Source organism: Bradyrhizobium sp. WBOS07, assembly GCF_024585165.1.
In the GTDB taxonomy this organism is placed as follows: Bacteria; Pseudomonadota; Alphaproteobacteria; order Rhizobiales; family Xanthobacteraceae; genus Bradyrhizobium; species Bradyrhizobium japonicum_B.
Window position 1 is genome coordinate 6,407,322 of record NZ_CP029008.1, and the last position, 21,947, is coordinate 6,429,268.

Sequence of the window (21,947 nt, forward strand, 5' to 3'; positions counted from 1 at the left end):
CCCTGTGCGATTTGCATCAATGCGTTCAACCATGTTGGTATCGTTACCAAACTCTTAAATCTCGGATCCGTTTGGGTATCGCGTCCCGATCCCGCCGGTTCATCGACCTCGACCGCGAGGATTGCAGCGGCACGATCCTGCAATTGCGCCATGCGAGCAAGTTGCGGCTGATCGCCGTGACGAGCGATCGGCGGTTGCGCGGCGTCACAATGTCGGCATGAGCCCGAAAAGCGTGTCGCGAGGAATCGATCCAGCTATTGGCGCGATCTCAGAGGCGCACGCTGGTCGTCGCAAACGCTTGGGCGGCGGGCTCCTGGACTCTGTTCAAGATCATCATCCCCGCAATCGCGATCAGGACGGCCGCGACACAGCCAAGCAGAAAAGCCTTCATCTTCAGACTCTCTCGATCGGAACATCAAGCCATCTATACGATACATCCTTGGTGTGACCAGCCGGAAACCAGCGTCCGGGCGCTGCCAAAAGTCGGTTATTGCGGTGCACGCTTCGGAACGGAAGGCGGCTTGGCCCATTTCAGTACGGACATGGGAGGATTCCGCGTGAAATTGCTGACAACGTCTTTGTGCCTCGCAGCCCTTTGCCTTTCCGGAAGCGTCTGGGCGCAGCCCGCCCAATCCGGCTCATCGGCTGCGCAAACCCCGCCCGAGGACAAGGGCCAGCTCCAGCCGCAAGGCTGGACCGGTCCGATCAATACGGGATCGGGTGGCGCGCCCGCCGAAAGTCCGCAAGGTCAGAGCCCGCCTGGAATGCAGGCTGCACCGGAGGGGTCGTCGAAAACCACGACGGCGCCGGCCAAGTAGGCCGGTTCCGATATTCATCTTGGCCGGCTCTTCTGGCAATCTTGGGAGCGTGGATGTGACCAGGGCCGGCCAGGAATGACCAGATCACCTTTGTGCGCGAAGTTGGCCGCCGCACTGTGGGCCGTCTTTGCCGTCGCATCCGCGCACGCCGACATGGCGGGACACGGTGGCCCGATACGGGCGCTTGCCGTTTCCGCCGACGGCGACGAGCTTCTGTCCGGCAGCTTCGACACGTCCGCGATCCATTGGTCGCTCAGGACGGACAGCGCAGTGCATGTTCTTCGGTATCATGCGGATGGCGTCAATGCGGTCGCCCTGCTGAAGGACCGCCGCATGATCACGGCCGGCGCGGACGCACGGATTGCGCTGTGGACGGCGGGCCGGCCGCAGCCGGACCGCGTGCTGGAGGGGCATGCCGCGCCGATCGTGGCGCTTGCCGTCTCGCCCGATGGATCGCTGCTCGCCTCGGCATCGTGGGATCGGACGGTGTGGCTCTGGTCGCTATCGGACGGCACGTCGCGTGTGCTCGAAGGGCATTCGCAGAACGTCAACGCCGTCGCCTTCACGCCGGACGGCAGGCTTGTCAGCGTCGGCTACGATCTTGCGCTGCGCATCTGGCGTTTGCCGGAAGGTCAGTCCGAGATCGTGACCTTGCCGGCGCCGCTGAACGCCGTGGCCGTGGCGCCGGATGGTGAGATCGTCACGGCTGCGGTCGATGGCAAGCTGCGCATGTTGACCGGGGAGGGCAAAGTCAGCGGCGAGGTCGCGGCCGGTCCCACGCCCGTGGTGGCTTTGGCACTATCGGCGGACGGCGCCTTGATTGCCGCGGCCGGCATCGGCGGCACAGTGGCGATCATCGATCGCAGGTCGCGCAGCCTGCTGCGAACATTGATCGGACCTGGACTGCCGGTATGGTCGGTGGCCTTCATGCCGGATGGCGAGACGCTGCTGACGGGTGGCGCGGACGGCAAGATCAGACGCTGGAATGCGCGCACCGGCGAGCCCATCGGCTCGATCCTGGCAGGATCGCCGCCCGATCCGCTCGCCGCCTATGCCGGCGATCATGGTGCCGATGTGTTCCGGGCGTGCGTTGCCTGTCATACGCTGTCGGAGAAGGAGGTGCAGCGCGCAGGTCCGACGCTTGCCGGATTGTATGGCCGCAAGATCGCGTCGCTGCCGGGCTACCGCTTCTCCGATGCCCTGAAAACGATGGACATCATCTGGACGCCGGAGACGGTTGCGAAGCTGTTCGAAATCGGGCCGAACGCCTATACCCCCGGCACCAAGATGCCGGAGCAGCGCATCGGCTCGGCCGAGGATCGCCGCGCGCTCACCGATTTCCTCGGCCGGGTGACGTCGCGCTAGAGCATGCGCCGGAAAAGTGCGCAGCGGTTTTCCGGAGAGATCATGAGCAACCGCGGCCTCAGATCGAATCCCAATTGTCCATCGGAAGATCCTTCATCTCCGGATGTTGCTTGAGGATCTGAATGACGTCGATGCCGGGATGCTCCTTGAGCGCTTCCGCGACGCAATGGTTGACGTATTTGCGGCGCGACAGCCACGCGACCTTCTTGCCCTTGGCTTCGGCCTTGCAGCCGACGATCGCCTGCTTCAGGGCGACCTTCTGTGCCTTGGTCAGCGGCGGAGCGGCAGCTTCGGCCGCGCCGCCGGCGAGAGCGATGGAAATCATGCACGTCGACAGAGCTGTGATCAAACGAGACATGGTGATGCTTCCCCCTGGTTTCCTGCCCCTGATGTCTGGCGGTCTTGTCTAGTCCTTGCCCTCGCGCTGGCGTAGATAGTCGTCCGTCGTCCGCGGCGGTGTTCGTTGCGGAACGCCCTTGAATGGATCGAATTGCTGCTCGCTCGTGACGATGACGCGGCAGTCCGCGCACATCCTGAGCGTCTCGACCAGCTTGTCGCCGGCCGGATACATCCAATGGCGGCCCTCGAGCTTGGCTGCGATGCGGTCGATCGTGCTCTTCACGCCGAACGGCGTGCTGCAACGGATGCAGAGCGCGGGCTCCTCCTCCTTGAGAACGGCGGCGGGCGCGCGGGCCGCGCGAAAATCGATCTGCGGCTCCAGGCTGATGACCTTTTCGGGACAGGTGCTTTGGCACAGCCCGCATTGCACGCAGGCATCCTCGATGAACTTCAGCATGGGCCGATCGGGATCGTCCCGCAGCGCGCCGGTCGGGCAGGCCGAGACGCAGGAAAGGCACAGCGTGCAGCCGCTGGCGTCGACGCGGATCGCGCCGATCGGCGCGCCCTGCGGCAGCGCGATCACGTCGACCGGCTGCGGCGCCAGACGATGCAGCTCGCTCAGCCCGAAGCGCAAGAGGTCGCGCCGCTTTCCTACGGTCTTGAAGGTTGCGGGCGTTGCGACGGCGGCGAGGGGGCCGATGCCGGTCAAATGCTCGCTAAGCGCGTCGGGATCGTCCGTTTCGATGGTGGCGAGACGGCGGCCGGAAAATCCGAGACCGCTGAGGATCGCCTCGGCCATGCCGATCGTCTGCACCAATCCGCTCACATCGTGGCGCGGCTTGGCGCGCAGCAGATAGCGTACGGCGGATACGCCGTAGGCGAAGGCGCCGACGATCGCCTCGAGCCCGAGCTGCGTGAGCTCGTTGACGGCAAAGGGAAGCACGTTCGCCGGCAAGCCGTCGCCGTGACGTGCCAGGGCATCGATCAGCGGCGTGCCGTGCGGGCCGTCGTGAAACAGCAGCACCGCGTTCGCGCCGCCCGCCTCGCGGTAGGCGAGCAACATGGCGCGAATTCGCTGCAGCTGCGTGTCGGCGGGCGGCAGCGTGTAAGATGCAGCGCCGGTCGGGCAGGCGGCGGCGCATTGGCCGCAGCCCGCGCAGATATTCGGGTCGATCGCGACATGATCGCCGACGGGCGTGATCGCCCCGGTCGGGCAGAGATCGAGGCAGCGATGACAGCCTGTGCGCTTCGAGCGCGAATGGGCGCAAATAGCGGGCGTGACATCGACATATTTCGGCTTGTCGAAGCTGCCGACGAGATCGCGGGCTGTCAGCACGGCGCGCAGCACCGCAGCGGGATCCTTGGTGTCGGCGCGAAGATAGCCGTCGCGCAAATCGTGAGCGGGAAACAGCGGCATATCGCCGGAAAGATCGAGCACGATGTCGCAGCGCGAGGTGACACCGCTTCGCGCCGCATCCAGCACGAGGCGATCGCGCGAGGAGGGGCGGGGACGCGCATAATCGTCGATCGCAAGCTCGAAGGCGCCGAAATGCCCCTTCGCGGAGCGGATCGTCCCCTTCACGATCGGGAAGACCGTCGCGGGCGGCACCGTATCGTCGAGCTGCTTCAGCATCACGGTGACGTCGAGATGATCGGCAAGCAGGCGGCCGGCCTCGATCGCGGCCTCATCGCGTCCGTAGATCAGGACCACGCCCTCGCTCGACAAGGTGAGAAGCGGATAGTCCGGTGCCTGGACGGAAGCAGACGCGAGCTGGGCCGCCATTTTCGCGCCGGCGCGCGCACCGTCGCGCGACCAGCCGGCGGTTTCGCGGATATTGACGAAACTGATCGCATCCCCCCGGTTGCCGGCCTCGTCCGAGAATTGCGCCGCCTGCTGCGTGCAGGCGACGGTCAAGGCGCCTTCTGCCGCCGCGATCTTGCGGAAATGATCGAGCTCCGCACCGCAGAGATGGCTGAAGCTCTTGATCTCGCTGCCCGGACATCCGCGCCGTATCGCGGCCGCGTCGAGGCGCATCGTGCCTTCGCACGAGCAGATCAGGACGGTCTTCGCTGGCTGCTCCAGGTCAATCCCTCCGCCATTCGGACGCCGGCGGCGGACTCGCGCCGGCCTCTCGTCTCGTATAGACATTATCCATCGGGAAGAAAAGGAAAGCGGAGGACGGCCTGCCGTCGACCCCAGTGAGCCATGTTTCCCTAGCGGAACCGATTCACCTACCGCCGCCGTTCACGTTGGTGCGGCTGCGTGAGAGCGGCGACGCCTTTGCCCACGCATGCCGCATTGCACCGGAAAGCGGCGCCGGCACGCTCGTCTATGTCGGCCGCTTCGACCTCGCAGAGTTCGCCGTCGTGCTCGAGCCGGCCGAGCCCTTGCGCAGCGCGCGGCGCGCATTCTACGCCGGCATGGTCGCGCTCACCGATGCACTTCGCGCCTATGCGCCGCCGAGCAAGCCTATCACGATCGGCTGGCCGGATGCCGTCAGGATCGATGGCGGGCTGGTCGGCGGCGGCCGGATGGGGTGGCCGTCCGATGCCGACGAGGATACGCCGCCGCCCTGGCTGGTATTCGCAGCCATGATCCGGACCGTTGCCATGAATGATGACGAACCGGGCGCTCACCCGCTGGCCTCGGCCCTGGATCAGGAAGGCTTTGGCGAGGCCGGCGCGGCGCAGATCACGGAGAGCTTCGCCCGCCACCTGATGCTGGCGCTTGACGGCTGGCGCGTCGATGGCTTTGACAGCCTCGCGCGCGACTATCTCACGCGGATGCCGCGTGAAAGGCAGACCATTCAGCGCATTGATGATCGCGGCGATCTGCTCACGCGCCGCCTCGGCATGGACAAGACCGAAAGGAACGATCTCGTGCAGGCGCTCGCGACGCCATCCTGGCTCGATCCGGCTCTCGGAGGGCCACGCCTATGAAGCTCCTGCGCACCATCGCACTCGATCCCTCCGACACCTTCATATTCGATTTGGCGGCGGAGCCGGGCGAATGGGCCGTCTCCGGCGCTTTCCGCTTCTGGGACTGCGACGGATCGAAGCTGGAAGGCAAGCCGCGTGCGGCGTTTCGCGGCGGCTTCCTCGGGGTGCAGTCCTGGGGCTGGTCGACGCTGGCGCAGGTCGTTCCGGCGACGGAAGACGACTACCGCAGCCTGGTCGATCTCCTGGCGAGGCAGCTCGTCGATCGTTTCGGCGCGCCGGACATGGCTGTTGCGAGGGCTGCCGCGGAAGAGGAGGTCGCATTCGCGCAATCGCTCTGCAGCCATCCGATCAGTTCGCTTATTGCAGTGCACCGCAGCTCGAGCGCTGGCGAGGTGCGCGAATCCTTCCGCCGGCTGCAGCTCCGCGAAGGGCAGGGGCACAGCAAGGCGTTCTCGTTCATGGAAATGCAGGACGACGTCCAGCCCGATGGCGATCTCAAGCTTGCGGATCTGGGCCGGGAGCCGATCATCAGATGAACGATTTCTGGATCGCATGCGGCCATCACCTGCTCGATCGCGACGAGGGCGGTGGGCTTCGCGTCACCGATGAGTTCCTCAAGGCCTATTTTGCCCGTCCGGAGCTGATGCCGCCGGAGGACGCGTGCGAGGTCGAACGCCGGCTGCACCGCGAATTGCTCGCCCAGCCGCGGCGCATCGTCAGCGCTGACGAGATCGCCGCGATCGTCGATGCTGATGCCCGGGAGAACTGGCGCTTCGTGCTGGCGTTTCGCGATCTGCTGGTGCGGCATCCGACGCTCGAAGCCGCCTATCTTGCATTCGTCCGGTCCGGCGCGAACGACCTGCCGCCGCTATTCGTCAACCAGCTCGTGCACGTCATCCTGCGCAATGCGCTCGACGGCTGCGACGATCCCTTCGTGCTGCGCGCGGCCGAGCTGTTCTTCCGGATCCAGCGCATCCTGCCGCATGAGCAGGCCCTGCTGCTCGGCGACGAGGAGATCGTCGGCGGCCGGAGCCCGACGCCGGTGCTCTCCCTGATGTCGATGCTGGGGGCAACCATTGATGCGACGGTCGAGGTCTTGAGCGAGGACAATGCGCAGGCCTATTGGCAGCGCAGCGACCAGTTCGACATGGCGCTCGACCTCACGCCCGATGGGCGGGGACCTGCGGCGCTGGCCTTGACGATGACGCGCTGGGTATCCCATCTGCTCGGCATCGACGTGACGATCGAGCCGCTGCGGGCGCTGCAGGACGCCAGGCTGACTTGGTATGTCGGGCTCGACGCCGACGCCACCAGGCTTGGCGATCGTCTTTGGCGCGGCGAAGAGCTCGACGAGCGCAGCGCCGACCGCGTGCTCGCGCTGTTCCGGCTGACCTTTGCGGATTCCACCCAGGCACTCGACGATGTCGGGGCTGAGCCGGTCTACCTGCTCCTGTCGATGACGCCCGATCAGAAGCTCCGGCTGAAGCCGCAGAATCTGCTGACCGGGCTGCCGGTGAAACGCCTGGAGATGGCGACATGAGCCCTGCGGCGCTGCCGACTCTCTCGATTCCTGTCGGCGTCGTGGTCGAGCGGCGCAAGGCCGCCTCGCCCTGGGTCGATTTCGTCTGGCGCGGGATCGCCGTGCTGCCGGACGAGCCGACCACAAGGCCCTGGACCGTGCTTCGCGAGCAGGACGACACGACCTTGTTCTATGCCGGCAGCGCCGCCATCGAGCTCTATCCGTCCGAGACGGCGCGCTATCGCGACAATCTGGCTTCAGGCAATCCAAGCCTGTGGACCGTGCTGTCGCCATCGGAAGGCGTCTTTCCCTATGCGGTTGCGGCGGTGACCGCCGATCCCGCCGAGGGCGAGGGCTTCACCGAAGCCGCCGACAATCTCGTCGAGGCGGTGCCGATGCCGGAGGCGCTGCTTGAGGCAATTGAAAAGTTCGTCGCCGAGCATCATGTCGAGCGAGAGTTCGTCAAGCGCAAGCGGCGGCGCGCCGACCCGGAGGCGCTGGCGCGGCGCGAACCGGAAGGCGGACAGGAATGAGCGAGGAGGAGTTCCTTTCGCGGTGGTCCCGCCGCAAGCGCAAATCGCGAGCGGAGCCGGCGAAGCCTGCCGAGGCGCAGCCCGCGCCGCCGGCCGAGACGGAGAACGCCGAGCGCGAGTTTGATCTCTCCACCCTGCCGTCGATCGACGAGATCAATGCGGCGACCGACATCACCGCCTTCCTGAGCAAGCATGTTCCACAGGAGTTGAGCCGTGCGGCCCTTCGCCGCGCCTGGGCGACCGATCCCGCCATTCGCGACTTCGTCGGGCTTGCGGAGAACGCATGGGACTTCAACGACCCGACTGCGATGCCGGGCTTTGGGCCACTGGATTGCTCCTCGGAGGAATTGGCCGCGCTTGTCGATCGCGTCGTCGGCGGAGTCCGCGAGGCACTCCAATCTGCTCCGGATGCCCTGATCGAAGCAGCGGATTCTTCGCCGCAATTGCCTCAGGCCGATGCCGTAGCGACCGCCGATGTCGCCGAGCCGCCGGAGGCGACAGATCCATTGGCAATCCCTGTTGCAATGCAACCGGCGGCGGTTGACCGATCGATCGACCATGCCGAGCCGATCAGGACTCGCACCCATGGTGGCGCGCTGCCGCGCTGAGCAACGCGACCAAAGGCTATAGGCTTTGCCTATGGGGAACGATTGACCGTCCGCGGAACCCGGATTACGCTTGCCTACAGCTTTGTAACAAAAGCGATAATCAAGCAGACGGGACTTGGATGGGAGGTCCACGTGCGTGATGACGGGCTTGATCGCGCGATTGATGCCGCAGGCGGCATCGCTCAGCTTGCGCGCAAAATCGGGATCAGCCAGCCCTCAGTCTCGACCTGGACTCGCGTGCCCGCACAGCGGGTGATCGCCGTCGAAACCGCGACCGGTGTTTCCCGAAACGACCTGCGGCCCGATCTTTACTGCGAGCAAGCAAAATCCACTGAGCCGGTCGATCCCGTCGATGCCGCGCGTGCGCAGGAATACGCGCTGCTGGCGACGCTGCTGTCTTCGCCTCCGTCGAAACGTCTGCTCGATCGACTCGCTGCGCTGGCGGGTGATGCAACGCCGCTCGGGCGCGCACATGCGGCGCTGGCCGACGCGGCCGCGAGCGCGGTCGCAGCGCAAGTCGAGCGCGAGTATTTCGATCTGTTCGTCGGCCTGGGCCGTGGCGAATTGTTGCCCTACGCGTCCTATTACCTGACGGGTTTCCTGAACGAACGGCCGTTGTCGCGCCTGCGCGCCGATCTGACGGCGCTCGGCATCGAGCGGATCGCCAACAATTCCGAACCCGAGGATCACGCCGCCATCCTGTGCGAGATCATGTCGGGACTTGCCGACGGCAGCTTCGAGGCTTCGCCCGAGGTGCAGCGCGCATTCTTCGAAAAGCACGTGTCGCCTTGGATGGGGCGGCTGTTCGCCGACATGGAGAGTGCCGGCAGCGTCCGCTTCTATCGGGCGGTCGGCGCGCTCGGGCGCACCTTCATCGAGATCGAGACGGAAGCATTCACATTCGCCAACTGATCGACGCGGGTCGGTCCGGGAGAGATGCGATGAGTGACGAGACGAAAGCAAAGGTCGGACGCCGTGACTTCCTTCGCAAGGTCGGCATCGGCACGGTCGGCGCCGGCGCGACGCTTGCGACGCCGTTGGTCGGGTCCGCGCAGGCGGACAGCGAGAACAACGATGAAAAGCGCAAGGCGCGCTACAAGGAATCCGATCACGTCAAGACGTTCTACCGCGTCAACCGTTATCCGGCCTGACAGGGAGGCTGCCCGTGCTTATCAAGCGAACACACCAGCGGTCCGATCGCCGCGGCTCCGTCGCCGAAACCCTCGCAAGCCAGGGCGGCGGACTTGACCGCCGTACGTTCCTGCGCAGGTCCGGCCTTGCCGGCGGCGCCCTTGCTGCGCTCGGTACCATGCCGGTCGGCAGCGTGCGCAAGGCGGAGGCGGCCGCTGCCGGTCCGCTCGCGGCCGGCGCCGTGGTCAAGAAGAGCATCTGCACGCACTGCGCGGTGGGCTGCACCGTGACGGCGGAAGTGCTCAATGGAGTCTGGATCGGGCAGGAGCCGAGCTGGGATTCGCCGATCAACCGCGGCTCGCATTGCGCCAAGGGCGCCTCGGTGCGCGAGCTCGTGCACAGCGATCGCCGGCTGCGCTATCCGATGAAGCTCGTGAACGGGCAGTGGACGCGCGTGTCGTGGGACACGGCGGTGAACGAGATCGGCGACAAGCTGCTTCAGGTCCGGGAGAAGTCGGGCAGCGATTCGGTCTACTGGCTCGGCTCGGCCAAGATGACCAACGAGGGCTCCTACCTGTTCCGCAAGCTCGGCGCGTTCTGGGGCACCAACAACACCGACCATCAGGCGCGAATCTGTCACTCCACCACCGTCACCGGCGTCGCCAATACCTGGGGCTACGGCGCGATGACGAACAGCATCAACGACATGCGCAACTCCAAGACGATGCTGTTCATCGGCAGCAACGCGGCGGAAGCGCATCCCGTCAGCATGCAGCACCTGCTCGAAGGCAAAGAGCTCAACAAGGCGAACTTCATCGTCTTCGATCCGCGCCTGACCCGCACCGCGGCGCATGCCACCGAGTATGTCCGGATCCGTCCCGGCACCGACATTCCCGTCCTCTACGGCATGATGTGGCACATCCTGAAGAACGGCTGGGAGGACAAGGAGTTCATCGCCCAGCGCGTCTACGGTTTCGACGACCTGCGCAAGGAGGTCGAGAAGTGGAATCCGCAGGAGGTCGAGCGCGTCACCGGCGTGCCCGGCGCGCAGCTCGAGCGCGTCGCCAAGATGTTCGCGACGGTGAAGCCGGCGACCATCATCTGGTGCATGGGGCAGACGCAGCACACCGTCGGCACGGCCAATGTGCGCGCGAGCTGCATCGCGTTGCTGATGACCGGCAACATCGGCAAGGCCGGGGCCGGCGCCAACATCCTGCGCGGCCATGACAACGTGCAAGGCGCGACCGACGTCGGCCTCGATATCGTGACCCTGCCGTTCTATTACGGCCTGGCGGAAGGTGCCTGGAAGCACTGGTCGCGGGTCTGGGAGGTCGATTACGAGTACCTGGTCTCCCGCTTCGACGAGAAGAAGCAGATGGAGACCCCAGGCATCCCGCTGACGCGTTGGTTCGATGCCGCGCTGTTGCCCAAGGCCGACGTCGCGCAGAAGGACAACGTCAAGGCCGTCTTCGTGCAAGGCCACGCCAGCAACAGCATCACCCGCATTCCGGAGTCGATGAAGGGCCTGAAGGCGCTGGAGCTGCTGGTGATCGCCGATCCGCACCCGACGACGTGGGCCTCTCTGGCGGTCGAGGCCGGGCGCAAGGACGGCGTCTATATCCTGCCGGTGGCAACGCAGTTCGAGTGCGCGGGATCGCGCGTCGCCTCCAACCGCTCGATGCAGTGGGGCGAGCAGATCGTCAAGCCGATCTTCGAATCCAAGGACGATCTCGAGATCATCTACCTGATGGCGAAGAAGCTCGGCTTCGCCGACAAGATGTTCAAGAACATCAAGGTCGAGAGCAACCTCCCCGTAGCCGAGGACGTGCTGCGCGAGATCAACCGCGGAAGCTGGTCGACCGGCTATTGCGGCCAGTCGCCCGAGCGCATCAAGGCGCACATGAAGAACCAGCACAAGTTCGACCTGGTGACGATGCGCGCGCCGAAGGACGATCCGGAGGTCGGCGGCGACTATTACGGCCTGCCTTGGCCGTGTTGGGGCTCACCCGAGGTGAGGCATCCCGGCTCGCCGCTGCTCTACAACAACAACCTTCATGTCATGGATGGCGGCGGCGCCTTCCGCCCACGCTTCGGTATCGAGCGCGAGGAAAAGCTGCCGGACGGCACGACACGCAAGGTGAGCCTGCTCGCCGACAAATCCTTCTCCAAGGGCTCGGATATCCAGGACGGCTATCCCGAGTTCACGCTGGCGAGCCTGAAGAAGCTCGGTTGGGACACGGATCTGACCGAAGCCGAAATGGCGACGATCCAGCGGGTCAACCCGGCCAATCCGGATGCGGTGTCCTGGGCGCTCGACCTTTCCGGCGGCATCCAGCGCGTCGCGCTGAAGCACGGCTGCGTGCCGTTCGGCAACGGCAAGGCGCGCATGAATGCGTTCGGCTTGCCGGACCCGATCCCGGTCCATCGCGAGCCGATCTACACGCCGCGCGTCGATCTCGTCGAGAAATATCCGACATTGCCCGATGCCAGGCAGTTCCGCCTGCCCAATATCGGCTTCTCGGTGCAGAAGGCGGCGGTGGAGAAGGGCATCGCAAAGCAATTCCCGCTGATCCTCTCCTCCGGACGTCTGGTCGAATACGAAGGCGGCGGCGAGGAGACCCGCACCAATCCATGGCTCGCCGAATTGCAGCAGGACATGTTCATCGAGATCAGCCCGGCCGATGCCGCCGATCGGGGCATCAAGGACGGCGGTTGGGTCTGGGTGAGCGGCGCCGAGAACAATTCGCGCGCCAGGATGAAGGCGCTGGTGACCGAACGCGTCGGCAAGGGCGTCGCCTGGATGCCGTTCCATTTCGGCGGCTGGCTCGGCGGCGTCGACCTGCGCAAGAACTATCCCGCCGGCACCGATCCGATCGTGCTGGGCGAGAGCGCCAACACGATCACCAGCTACGGTTACGATCCTGCAACGGGCATGCAGGAGCCGAAGGTTACGCTTTGTCAGATCGTCGCAGCCTGAGAGGAGCACGCACATGGCTCGGATGAAATTTCTCTGCGACGCTGATCGCTGCATCGAGTGCAACGCCTGCGTCACCGCCTGCAAGAACGAGCACGAGGTGCCGTGGGGCATCAACCGGCGCCGCGTCGTCACCATCAACGACGGCAAGCCGGGCGAGCGATCGATCTCGATGGCCTGCATGCACTGCACGGATGCGCCCTGCGCCGCCGTGTGCCCGGTGAACTGCTTCTACACCACCGCCGATGCCGTGGTGCTGCACTCCAAGGATCTCTGCATCGGCTGCGGCTATTGCTTCTACGCCTGCCCGTTCGGCGCGCCGCAATACCCGAAGGTCGGCAACTTCGGCTCGCGCGGCAAGATGGATAAATGCACCTATTGCGCCGGCGGCCCCGAGGCCGACGGCAGCAAGGAGGAATACGAGAAATACGGCGCGAACCGGCTGGCCGAAGGCAAGCTGCCGCTCTGTGCCGAAATGTGCTCGACCAAGTCGTTGCTCGCAGGGGACGGCGAGATCATTGCGCAGATCTACAAGGAGCGCGTCATGAAGCGCGGCTATGGCTCGGGCGCCTGGGGCTGGAAGACCGCTTATCGCGAGACGATCGAGTCCTGACATGGGCAGTCGCAACACGGATGGTCGACGAGCGCGCAATACCGGGGAGGACGTCATGGCGTCGTTTGGAAGGTTCGTTCGTCTGGCGCTGGGCGCCTTCGCGCTGCTTCTCCTGGTCACGGCGGTGCCCGCCGGCGCACAACAGGTCAATCCGACCGCTAGCGCGGTCAAGGAGGAGCAGCTTCTGCAGGAGCTCAACCGGATTCAGGGGCGTGTCAGCATCCCCGATCGGAATTCCGGCGTTCTCGAGCAGCCGCAGGGACGGGAGTGGCGCGAGTTCCGCAATGTGACACTGCGCTGGATCGGCGGCATTGCCATCCTCGGCATGATCGCGGTCATCGTGATCTTCTATCTCACCGTCGGCATGGTGCGCCTCGAGGCCGGACGGTCGGGCCGTACCATCGTGCGCTTCAACGCGTTCGAGCGGTTCGTGCACTGGCTGACGGCAACCTGCTTCATCGTCCTGGCGATCTCGGGGCTGAACATCACGTTCGGCCGGCCTCTGCTGCTGCCGCTGATCGGCTTCGAGGCTTTCTCGGAATGGTCGCAATGGGCGAAGTTCGCCCACAATTACCTGAGCTTCCCGTTCACTCTCGGTGTCATCCTGATCTTCCTGATGTGGATCGGCGGCAACATCCCCAACAAGGTGGATATCGAATGGGCCAAGCGCGGCGGCGGCTTGATCGGGCATGACCATCCGCCGGCCTATCGCTTCAACGGCGGCCAGAAGATGATCTACTGGATCGTCGTGGTCGGCGGCGCTCTCGTCGCGACGAGCGGCTATGCGCTGATGTTCCCGTTCTACGGGACGGGTATCGAGGGCATGCAAATGGCCCAGATCGTCCACTCGATCGTGGCGGTCCTGTTCGTCGCGGCGATGATCGCGCACATCTATATCGGCACCATCGGGATGGAAGGTGCGTTCGAGGCCATGGGCTCGGGCGAGGTCGACGTCAACTGGGCGCGCGAGCACCACAGGCTCTGGCTCGAGCAGCAGAACGCGCGAACCGGACCGAACGACGGACAGCCGCAGCCCGCGACCGCGCCGGCGGAGTAGAGCGCGCAGCCCGAACGCGGGCAGCCGGCTATGGGGCCGGCTCCTTCCCAAACAAGACGGAACGGTCCTGGATGTCCTGTTCGTGGAGCCGGGCCGTTTGGCCTGTCTGCATGTCCTGAATGGACGCCATGCCGTTTTGACCGGAGCCGAACAGGGCTTGCGATTTGAGCATGGTGCTGGCCGCACCGGCCAGAGCGAGGGCTGCAATGAGCGAGAGCATGACGCGGTTCATGCGCATCTCCGTCGGCCATCTCCACCCGACATGATCAATACCTCCGGATCGTCCCGTTGGATGTGAGCCACTTCACGGCGATCGGTTCCATTTTCGTTGAGGCGGCCAACGCGCTCCGCACGATTGCGCTCTTGATTCTCTCTGCCGAATTTCAGCAGCGCTGATTTGGAATCTTTCAAAGAAGAACTTTGGAATCTTTCCAGATCGCAACGCGACCACATCGCATGATCGAGACATTCTAAATCGCCGTGCACGCATTTGCGTTGCCGTCACGAGAGCGTGTTTCTAAAGAGGCGATGCAGATTGCTGACCATCGATGTTGCAGGCGAAGGCCGTCAACGCGAAGCGTGAGGCTGCGGACGATTTGGTTGAAGGTCACACGTGCCGGCTGCGGTTCGACGCGAAGAGCGATGATCCGTCATCGTCCCGCGCGCCGAGCGGCCGCCTCACGGTGGGCCGCGTGCTATTGATGAAGGACTTTTTGATGCGGCGTACGGGTGGGGTCGGTACGGTAGCTCGCTTTGCTGCGGCGCTGCTGGGTGGCGTGGCGTTGCTGGCGTGGTTCGAATCGCCCGCTCGGTCCCAAACAGCGCAAGGCGGCAGCACGCTTCCACCCGTCACCGTCGATGCGCCGGCGCAGCAAGCGGCTCGCCGTGCGCCAATAAGGCGAAGCGACGCCCGCGTCCGATCGACGCCGCGGCGCGCGCCGCAGGCCCCAGCCGTCGCGGTGCAATCGCAACCGAGTGTCGTGCCTGAATTCGCCGGCGGCCAGGTCGCGCAAGGCGCGCGGCTCGGACTGCTCGGAAATACCAGCACGATGAAGTCGCCATTCAACGCGACGAGCTACACGGACAAGTTCATCCGGGATCAGCAGGCGGCAACGGGTGCGGATGCCTTGATCCTGGATCCGTCCGTGCGAAGCTCGCATCCGACGGGCGGCGTGGTGGATTCCTTCAACATTCGTGGATTTCCGATCAACGAAGGCAACAACGGTGAATTCGCCTTCGAGGGCCTTTACGGAATCGCGCCGTCATATCGCATCTTCACTGACTACGTCGAGCGCATCGAGGTGCTCAAAGGTCCCTCGGCCGCGCTCTCCGGCATGGCGCCCAATGGCGGCGTGGGCGGGGTCATCAACATCGTGCCCAAGCGCGCGGAAGAGGACCTGACGCGCCTGACCGCCAGCTACGGCTCGACTGCACGTTTTGGCGGGCACTGGGATGTTGCGCGGCGCTACGGCGACAGCAAGGAATGGGGCGTGCGCGCCAGCGGGAGCGTCCGCGGCGGCGACACGCCGATCGATCGCCAATCCGAGGCGACAGGTGTCGGATCGCTGGCTCTGGACTATCGGGGCGAACGGTTCAGGTCCTGGCTCTATCTGATCACGCAGACCGATCGGTTCGATGCGCCGTCACGTCCCTTCCTGATGGCTCCCGGCCTGCAGGTGCCAAAGGCGCCGGACGGCCGGCTGAACGTGACCCAGCCCTGGGAATGGTCGCACATCACCGACCAATCCGCCTTGCTGAAGACCGAGTACGATGTCAGCGACCAGGTCACGCTGTTTGCGGATGTCGGCGGATCCCGCACCAATGTCGAGCGGTTCTTCGGCCTTCCGACGATCGTCAACGCCAACGGCAACACGACCTCCACCCCCCAATTCTTCGGACTTAGCATCGATCGAAGCACCTATGATGGCGGTGTTCGCGCCCGCTTCGATACCGGCTTCGTCCATCACGCCGTGGCCTTCCAGGCTTCGGTTTACCACGACGCGCTGCACCGGCGACTGACCAATGGCAGCCCGGTCACGTCGAACATCTACAATCCGACCGTCGCGCCGACACAGTTCGCCAACGAGATCAGCGACCGCCCGCGTCTCTCGGACAGCGAGCTCACCGGGCTCTCCATTGCCGACACCCTATCCGTGCTCGACGAGCGTGTGCTGCTGACCCTGGGTGTCCGGCGCCAGGGCATCGAGGCCCACAACTACCTCTCCAATGTCGGGACGCTGACGTCGTCCTACGACAAGAGCGCGGTCACCCCGGTGGTCGGCCTCGTCGTCCGTCCCGTGGAGAATGTCTCCCTGTACGCGAACTATGTCGAAGGCCTCGCGCGAGGCGACGTGGCTCCCCAGAACGCATCCAATTTCGGCGAGGTACTGCAGCCCTACGTCGCCAAGCAGTACGAAGCTGGTGTCAAGGTGGACTTCGGCCGGATCGCAACGACCTTCAGCGCCTTCCAGATCTCGAAGGCGAGCGGCGAGCTGTCCGCCGGGCGCTTCGCGGCGACCGCCGAACAGCAGGTACGCGGGCTCGAGCTCAACGTCTACGGCGAGCTCATGCCGGATGTGCGCGTGCTCGGAGGCGTTTCGCTGCTCGATGGCACGCTGACGAAGACTGCCGTCGCGGCCAATGTGGGTCACACGCCGATCGGCGTTCCGAACATTCAGGCCAATATCGGCATGGAATGGGATCTGCCGTGGATGAGAGAGCTCACGTTGAACGGAGCCGTCATCTACACCGGCAGGCAGTTCATCGACACCGCCAACAAGCAGCCGATCCCGGAGTGGACGCGGCTCGATCTCGGCGCCCGCTACACCACCGCGATCAACGGCAGGAAGACGGTCTTCCGCGCCAACATCCAGAACGTGACCGGCGAGAGTTACTGGTCCAGCGTGGCCTCGTTCGGAACGTTCTTCCTGGGAGCACCACGCACCTATCTGCTGTCGATGACCGTGGATATGTGAAGCGGCTCCGGCCGCGCGTGACGGCGATCGCAGGAGTCGTCGGCGACGCGCCCGCGGAGCGGTCAACTTGGTCGGCCAAGTGGATACTTGCTTGCCAACGGCGCAGCTCATCCCGCGCCGGCGCCGCGTCGCGCCGGAATCTAAATCGTCTGTTGAATCAATGAGGTAGCCGTCCCATCCGTGCGCCTTCCGGCCGTCAGGTCGAAAGTGGCGCGGCTCTTGCTCTTGCCAGTATGAGGGTTCTTGATAAACGTCATACTGTGGGATGGGGCGAATGGAGCAAGCGGTGAGGCGGAGTTTGCGGGCGATCGAAACCGGCACGCTGGTGCTGTTCGGCGGGCTCGTCGCCGCCAACATCGCGGCATGGACCTGGGCCTTCGCCCTGTTCGGCGACCGGCCGACGTTGCTGGCGACGGCGCTGCTGGCCTGGGTGTTCGGTCTGCGCCACGCCGTCGATGCCGATCACATCGCCGCCATCGACAACGTCGTGCGCAAGCTGATGCAGACAGGTGGCGCGCCGCAGAGCGTCGGCCTCTATTTTGCGCTCGGCCATTCCACAGTCGTCGTGGTCGCGACCTTGTTGCTTGCGTTCGGCGTGGTGAGCCTTGGCGGCGACAGCCTGCTCCGGGAGATCGGCGGCCTGATCGGCACGTCGGTGTCGGCGCTGTTCCTGCTCGTGATCGCGGCCATCAATCTCGTCATCTTCGTCGGCCTGTGGCGGACGTTTCGCGCCGCACGGGAGCAGGGGGTTCACGACGCTGAAGGGCTGGAGAGGCTGCTCGCCAGTCGCGGCGTTCTCGCCCGACTGCTCGGGCCGCTGTTCCGCCTGGTCACGAAACCCTGGCACATGTATCCGCTCGGATTCCTGTTCGGACTGGGCTTCGACACGGCGACCGAGATCGGCCTGCTCAGCATCTCCGCCACCGAAGCCGCGCGCGGCGCTTCGCTCGCGAACATCCTGGTCTTCCCTGCGCTGTTCGCGGCCGGCATGGCGCTGGTCGACACTGCCGATTCCGCGCTGATGGTGAGCGCCTATCGCTGGGCGTTCGTCGATCCCCTGCGCAAGCTCTGGTACAACCTCACGATCACCGGCGCCTCCGTGGCGGTCGCGCTGCTGATCGGCGGCATCGAGGCGCTCGGCCTGGCCGCCGACCGGCTCGGCCTGTCGGGGACGATGTGGACACTGGTCGAGGGCCTCAACGAGTCGCTCGCCAATGTCGGCTTCGCCGTGGTCGCGCTGTTTGCGATCGCCTGGCTGGTCTCGGTCGTGCTCTATCGTCGCATCTTCGGGAGCGGCCGGCCCCTGGCCACCGCGGAAGCTCTGGAATGCGCCGATGCGACCGAAGCGGCGTGAGCCCGGTCGTGGCGGCGCGCTGACGGCACTCTCGGCCCTGCTGTTGCTCGCCGACGACGGCCGCGCCCTGGCGCAGAGCAGTCCGACCTCGGGCGAGCTGCCGCCAATCGAGATCGCTGGCGGCGAAACGTCGGCGCGAAAGAAGCCGGCTGCAGCGCGCCGCACCGGCAAGCCGCCCGCGGCCGGCCAACGCATCCTTGTGTATCCAGCGGCGGCGCAGGGCGCGGATGTCCGCAGCGTTGCCTCGGGTGCGAAGCGCCAGCCCGGCATGGCCAGCGAGATCACCGTCTCGGGCGAGGAGGTCAACGCCCGCCCTTTCACGCGGCCGGGCGAAGCGCTCGAAGCGGTGCCGGGTCTCATCGTGACGCAGCATTCCGGCGAGGGCAAAGCCAACCAGTATTTTTTGCGCGGCTACAATCTCGATCACGGGACCGACCTTGCCATCAGCGTCGACGGCGTCCCCGTCAACATGCGCACCCATGGGCACGGCCAGGGCTATGCCGATCTCAACTGGCTGATCCCGGAAACCATCGCGGCGGTGGACGTGCGCAAGGGTCCTTACTTCGCCGACGAAGGCGATTTCGCCTCGGTCGGCAGCGTCCATGTCGGCCTGATCGACCGCACCAGGACACTGGCGCAGGTCACCGTCGGCAGCTTCGGCTATCGCCGCATGCTCGGCATGGATTCCGCAAAGCTCGGCGACGGCACGTTGCTCGTGGCCGGCGAGATCGGCACCTACAACGGTCCGTGGGACAATCCGGACAATGTGCGAAAGCTCAACGGTCTCGTGCGCTACAGCCAGGGCACCGCGACCGATGGCGTGTCCGTCACCGGCATGGCCTACACCAACGCCTGGAATTCGACCGATCAGGTGCCGCAGCGCGCGATCACCGGCGGCTTGCTCGATCGGTTCGGCTCGGAGGATCCGACCGACGGCGGCAACGCCAACCGGTTTGCATTGTCAGGCCGCATTGCGCAGACCGACGAACTCGGCTCCTGGCGAGCGAACGCCTATGTGGTGAAGAGCCAGCTCGATCTCTTCAACAACTTCACCTACTACCTCAGCGATCCCGTGCTCGGCGATCAGTTTCGCCAGCGCGACGATCGCCTGATGGCGGGCGCCAATGTCTCGCGCACGCTGGACGGCTCATTTGCCGGCCTGCCGATGCAGACCACCCTCGGCCTGCAATCGCGCTATGATGCGATCGACCTCGCGCTCACCAACACCTTCCAGCGCGGCTTCCTCTCCAACGTCCGCAGCGACAAGGTCGGCGAGGGCAGCGTCGGTCTCTACGCCGAGAACACGGTGCGCTGGACCGACTGGCTCAGAACGACGGTGGGCTGGCGCGGCGATTATTATGCCGCCGACGTCACCTCACGGTTCAATGCCGGCAATTCCGGCCGCGCCGACGCCGCGCTCGGCAGCCCGAAATTCAGGATGGTGCTCGGTCCGTTCCGCCAGACCGAGTTCTTCCTCGGCGCCGGCTACGGCATGCACTCCAACGATGCCCGCGGCGCGACCACGACCGAGGACCCCAGCGATCCCGCGACGAGGCTCACGCCGTCGCCGCTCCTGGTGCGGACCAAAGGCGCGGAGGTCGGCGTGCGCAGCAGGATCGTGCCGGGCCTCGACACCTCGCTCAGCGTCTTCATCCTGGATCAGGATTCCGAGATCCTTTTCGCGGGCGATGCCGGCGACACGTCGGCGACCCGCGCCAGCCGCCGCTACGGCTTTGAGTGGACCAACCATTATCGGCCGAGATCGTGGATCGACATCGATGCCGATCTCGCCATGACCCATGCCCGCTTCCGCGGCTATGACAGCGAGCAGGCCGAGGTCTATGCCTCGCTCGCCGGTTATCCCGAGGCGCAGGTCGGCAACGCACCCGGCAACTACATTCCGAACGCGCCGGCGATGGTGGCGTCGGCCGGCGTCACGCTGGGCGAGAGGACCGGCTGGTTCGGAACCTTGCGCTGGCGCTACCTGGAGTCGAGCCCGCTGACGGAGGACAACGCGTTCCGCTCCTCCGCGATCAGCATCTTCAACGGCCGTCTCGGCTATCGCATGGACAACGGCTGGCGCCTCCAGCTCGACGTGCTCAACCTCTTCGACACCAGGGCGAACCAGATCACCTATGCCTATGGCTCGCTGCTCAAGACCGATACGCTCTACAACCTCTGCACATCGGGCACCGCGCCGGCTTCGGTCTGTCAGAACGGCGTGATGGACTACGTGCTGCATCCCGTGGAGCCGTTGACGTTCCGGGTTACCATCGCCGGGGCGTTCTAGGTTTGCGCGGGTCGCGGATCCGGGATTGCTGGACCATGGGTGGGTTGTGGTAGTGAACGGCCAGATGGCGGCACGTCGCGGCCTGAAAGCGCAGCAGGGGACCGCCGATGAACCGTGACCTCGATCTCGCCGAGTTTGAACTGCATCCGCAGCGCAGCGCGGTGCTGGCCGAGGTGCATGCTCGCCCATTCACCCGGCTGACGGCGCCGGTCACGGTGCTCCGCTTTGCTTTTCTGGGTCAGGGCGAGGTCGCGGCGGCAGACCGGCGAGAGTTCGTGGCGTTCTGCACCTCGCACGGGCAGGCGCCGCCGGAGGACGGGACCAAGCATCACCAGGTGACGATCGGCACCACCCAGCTGCGCTGGGAGCAGCATTCGGAGTTCAGCACCTTCACCTGGATCCTGGGCGGCTCCGGGACGTCGGCTCGCAGGTTCGGCGAGATCGGCGCCGAGTCCGCCGCGCTGATCCGGTCGCTGCGGCAATCAGGGCAATTGCTGGTCGCGGTCAAGCTCGAGGTCGAGCAGACCTCGGCGGCCCTGGAGCGCGCGCAGCAGCTGTTCGAAAGAGGCAGCCTCGCCATCGCGGCGGTCCGCAGCGGGCCCGCGGTCGTCGCGTCCGACTTTCGCGCCGACGATCAGGGCTTCGTTCGTATCCTCGTCTGCAACGACGGCTTGTCGCCGGGCCGGCTCGGCGCCCTGGTGCAGCGCGTGCTGGAGATCGAGACCTATCGCACGCTGGCGCTGCTCGGTCTGCCCGCTGCGCTCGAGCTTGCGCCCTCCGTCGATCATATCGGCCGGCGTCTCGTCGAAGTGCTCGAGGAGATGCAAGGCGCCGAAGACCTCAAGCTCAACAATCATCTCTTGACGGAACTGACCGCATTGGCGGCTTCGCTCGAACGGGGCGCGGCCGGCAGCCTGTTTCGGTTCGGCGCCAGCCGGGCCTACAACGAGATCGTGCAGGCTCGCCTCGCGGTGATCGAAGGCGGCGAGATCGCGGGCTATCCGACCTGGTCCTCCTTCCTCGCCCGCCGCATGGCACCGGCCATGCGCACCTGTGCGACGATGGAGGACCGGCAGGCCGACCTGTCGATCAAGCTCGCGCGCGCGGCCGATTTGTTGCGGACGCGCGTCGACGTCGAGCTCGAGGAGCAGAACCGCGATCTGCTGCGCTCGATGAACGACCGCACCCGGTTGCAATTGAGGCTGCAGAGCACGGTCGAAGGCTTGTCGGTGGCGGCCATCGGCTATTACGTCGTCAGCCTGTTCGGCTATCTCGCCAAGGGCGCCCATGACGGCGGCCTTCATGTCGAGCCTTCGCTGGCAACCGCGATCTTCGTGCCGATCGCCGTGGCGGTGATCTGGATCGTCACCCGCAATATCCGCAGGCGGCACTTGAAGCATGACGAAATATCCGGCGCTCACGATTGAGGCG

At 65.4% G+C, this 21,947-nt stretch carries 19 protein-coding genes; 15 read left to right on the plus strand and 4 right to left on the minus strand.

Annotated elements, in window-relative coordinates:
* Nucleotides 1–268: 268 nt before the first annotated feature.
* The gene (locus DCM79_RS30250; protein WP_257177694.1) at nucleotides 269–391 is read right to left on the minus strand and encodes a hypothetical protein; all 123 of its coding nucleotides are present in this window, start codon (nucleotides 389–391) and stop codon (nucleotides 269–271) included.
* Nucleotides 392–893: 502 nt separating this feature from the next.
* Here DCM79_RS30250 and DCM79_RS30255 point away from each other — a divergent pair.
* Nucleotides 894–2,183 carry a c-type cytochrome gene (locus tag DCM79_RS30255; protein WP_257177695.1) on the plus strand — a complete coding sequence of 430 codons (1,290 nt, stop codon included), beginning with the start codon at nucleotides 894–896 and terminating at the stop codon, nucleotides 2,181–2,183.
* 58 nt (nucleotides 2,184–2,241) lie between these two features.
* Here DCM79_RS30255 and DCM79_RS30260 read toward each other — a convergent pair whose 3' ends face one another.
* The gene (locus DCM79_RS30260) at nucleotides 2,242–2,508 is read right to left on the minus strand and encodes a hypothetical protein (protein ID WP_257177696.1); all 267 of its coding nucleotides are present in this window, start codon (nucleotides 2,506–2,508) and stop codon (nucleotides 2,242–2,244) included.
* Between the two features lie 81 nt (nucleotides 2,509–2,589).
* Complete coding sequence (locus tag DCM79_RS30265; RefSeq protein ID WP_257177697.1) at nucleotides 2,590–4,557, minus strand: 4Fe-4S binding protein; 1,968 nt, start codon at nucleotides 4,555–4,557, stop codon at nucleotides 2,590–2,592.
* A 218-nt stretch (nucleotides 4,558–4,775) separates the two neighbouring features.
* Between DCM79_RS30265 and DCM79_RS30270 the strand changes: the two genes are divergently transcribed.
* The 10 genes from DCM79_RS30270 to DCM79_RS30315 all read left to right on the plus strand — a co-directional run bounded on the left by DCM79_RS30270 (nucleotide 4,776) and on the right by DCM79_RS30315 (nucleotide 13,897).
* A complete protein-coding gene (locus DCM79_RS30270) occupies nucleotides 4,776–5,462 on the plus strand; it encodes a biotin/lipoate--protein ligase family protein (RefSeq protein ID WP_306556722.1) in 687 nt (228 codons plus the stop codon).
* Nucleotides 5,459–5,998, plus strand: coding sequence for a DUF6505 family protein (locus tag DCM79_RS30275; RefSeq protein WP_257177699.1), 540 nt, complete (start codon nucleotides 5,459–5,461; stop codon nucleotides 5,996–5,998). Before DCM79_RS30270 ends, DCM79_RS30275 begins: the two co-directional genes overlap by 4 nt.
* Nucleotides 5,995–7,002, plus strand: coding sequence for a DUF6352 family protein (locus DCM79_RS30280; RefSeq protein ID WP_257177700.1), 1,008 nt, complete (start codon nucleotides 5,995–5,997; stop codon nucleotides 7,000–7,002). Before DCM79_RS30275 ends, DCM79_RS30280 begins: the two co-directional genes overlap by 4 nt.
* Complete coding sequence (locus DCM79_RS30285; protein ID WP_257177701.1) at nucleotides 6,999–7,514, plus strand: DUF3305 domain-containing protein; 516 nt, start codon at nucleotides 6,999–7,001, stop codon at nucleotides 7,512–7,514. Before DCM79_RS30280 ends, DCM79_RS30285 begins: the two co-directional genes overlap by 4 nt.
* The gene (locus tag DCM79_RS30290) at nucleotides 7,511–8,122 is read left to right on the plus strand and encodes a DUF3306 domain-containing protein (protein WP_257177702.1); all 612 of its coding nucleotides are present in this window, start codon (nucleotides 7,511–7,513) and stop codon (nucleotides 8,120–8,122) included. The genes DCM79_RS30285 and DCM79_RS30290 overlap by 4 nt, the downstream gene beginning before the upstream one ends.
* A gap of 132 nt (nucleotides 8,123–8,254) precedes the next feature.
* On the plus strand, nucleotides 8,255–9,034 hold the full coding sequence (locus tag DCM79_RS30295) for a molecular chaperone TorD family protein (protein ID WP_257180895.1): 780 nt from the start codon (nucleotides 8,255–8,257) through the stop codon (nucleotides 9,032–9,034).
* A 29-nt stretch (nucleotides 9,035–9,063) separates the two neighbouring features.
* A complete protein-coding gene (locus DCM79_RS30300) occupies nucleotides 9,064–9,273 on the plus strand; it encodes a twin-arginine translocation signal domain-containing protein (protein ID WP_008553089.1) in 210 nt (69 codons plus the stop codon).
* 14 nt (nucleotides 9,274–9,287) lie between these two features.
* On the plus strand, nucleotides 9,288–12,230 hold the full coding sequence (locus DCM79_RS30305) for a formate dehydrogenase subunit alpha (RefSeq protein WP_257177703.1): 2,943 nt from the start codon (nucleotides 9,288–9,290) through the stop codon (nucleotides 12,228–12,230).
* A gap of 13 nt (nucleotides 12,231–12,243) precedes the next feature.
* Nucleotides 12,244–12,840 carry a formate dehydrogenase FDH3 subunit beta gene (gene fdh3B, locus DCM79_RS30310; RefSeq protein ID WP_027571966.1) on the plus strand — a complete coding sequence of 199 codons (597 nt, stop codon included), beginning with the start codon at nucleotides 12,244–12,246 and terminating at the stop codon, nucleotides 12,838–12,840.
* Nucleotides 12,841–12,895: 55 nt separating this feature from the next.
* Nucleotides 12,896–13,897: a formate dehydrogenase subunit gamma gene (locus tag DCM79_RS30315; RefSeq protein WP_257177704.1), complete on the plus strand. Its 1,002-nt coding sequence runs from the start codon at nucleotides 12,896–12,898 to the stop codon at nucleotides 13,895–13,897.
* A gap of 28 nt (nucleotides 13,898–13,925) precedes the next feature.
* Here DCM79_RS30315 and DCM79_RS30320 read toward each other — a convergent pair whose 3' ends face one another.
* Nucleotides 13,926–14,129: a hypothetical protein gene (locus DCM79_RS30320; RefSeq protein ID WP_257177705.1), complete on the minus strand. Its 204-nt coding sequence runs from the start codon at nucleotides 14,127–14,129 to the stop codon at nucleotides 13,926–13,928.
* 484 nt (nucleotides 14,130–14,613) lie between these two features.
* On the opposite strand from DCM79_RS30320, the gene DCM79_RS30325 reads away from it, so the two are divergent.
* The 4 genes from DCM79_RS30325 (at nucleotide 14,614) to DCM79_RS30340 (ending at nucleotide 21,943) form a co-directional block, all read left to right on the plus strand.
* Nucleotides 14,614–16,872 (plus strand): TonB-dependent receptor, encoded by a 2,259-nt coding sequence (locus DCM79_RS30325; protein ID WP_373568130.1) that lies wholly within the window; start codon nucleotides 14,614–14,616, stop codon nucleotides 16,870–16,872.
* Nucleotides 16,873–17,146: 274 nt separating this feature from the next.
* Entirely contained in the window at nucleotides 17,147–18,226 is a 1,080-nt protein-coding gene (locus DCM79_RS30330) for a HoxN/HupN/NixA family nickel/cobalt transporter (protein WP_257177706.1), read from the plus strand.
* Complete coding sequence (locus DCM79_RS30335; RefSeq protein WP_257177707.1) at nucleotides 18,207–20,516, plus strand: TonB-dependent receptor; 2,310 nt, start codon at nucleotides 18,207–18,209, stop codon at nucleotides 20,514–20,516. Before DCM79_RS30330 ends, DCM79_RS30335 begins: the two co-directional genes overlap by 20 nt.
* Nucleotides 20,517–20,623: 107 nt before the next feature.
* Nucleotides 20,624–21,943, plus strand: a complete 1,320-nt coding sequence (locus tag DCM79_RS30340; RefSeq protein WP_257177708.1) for a DUF3422 domain-containing protein — start codon at nucleotides 20,624–20,626, stop codon at nucleotides 21,941–21,943.
* Nucleotides 21,944–21,947: the final 4 nt, after the last annotated feature.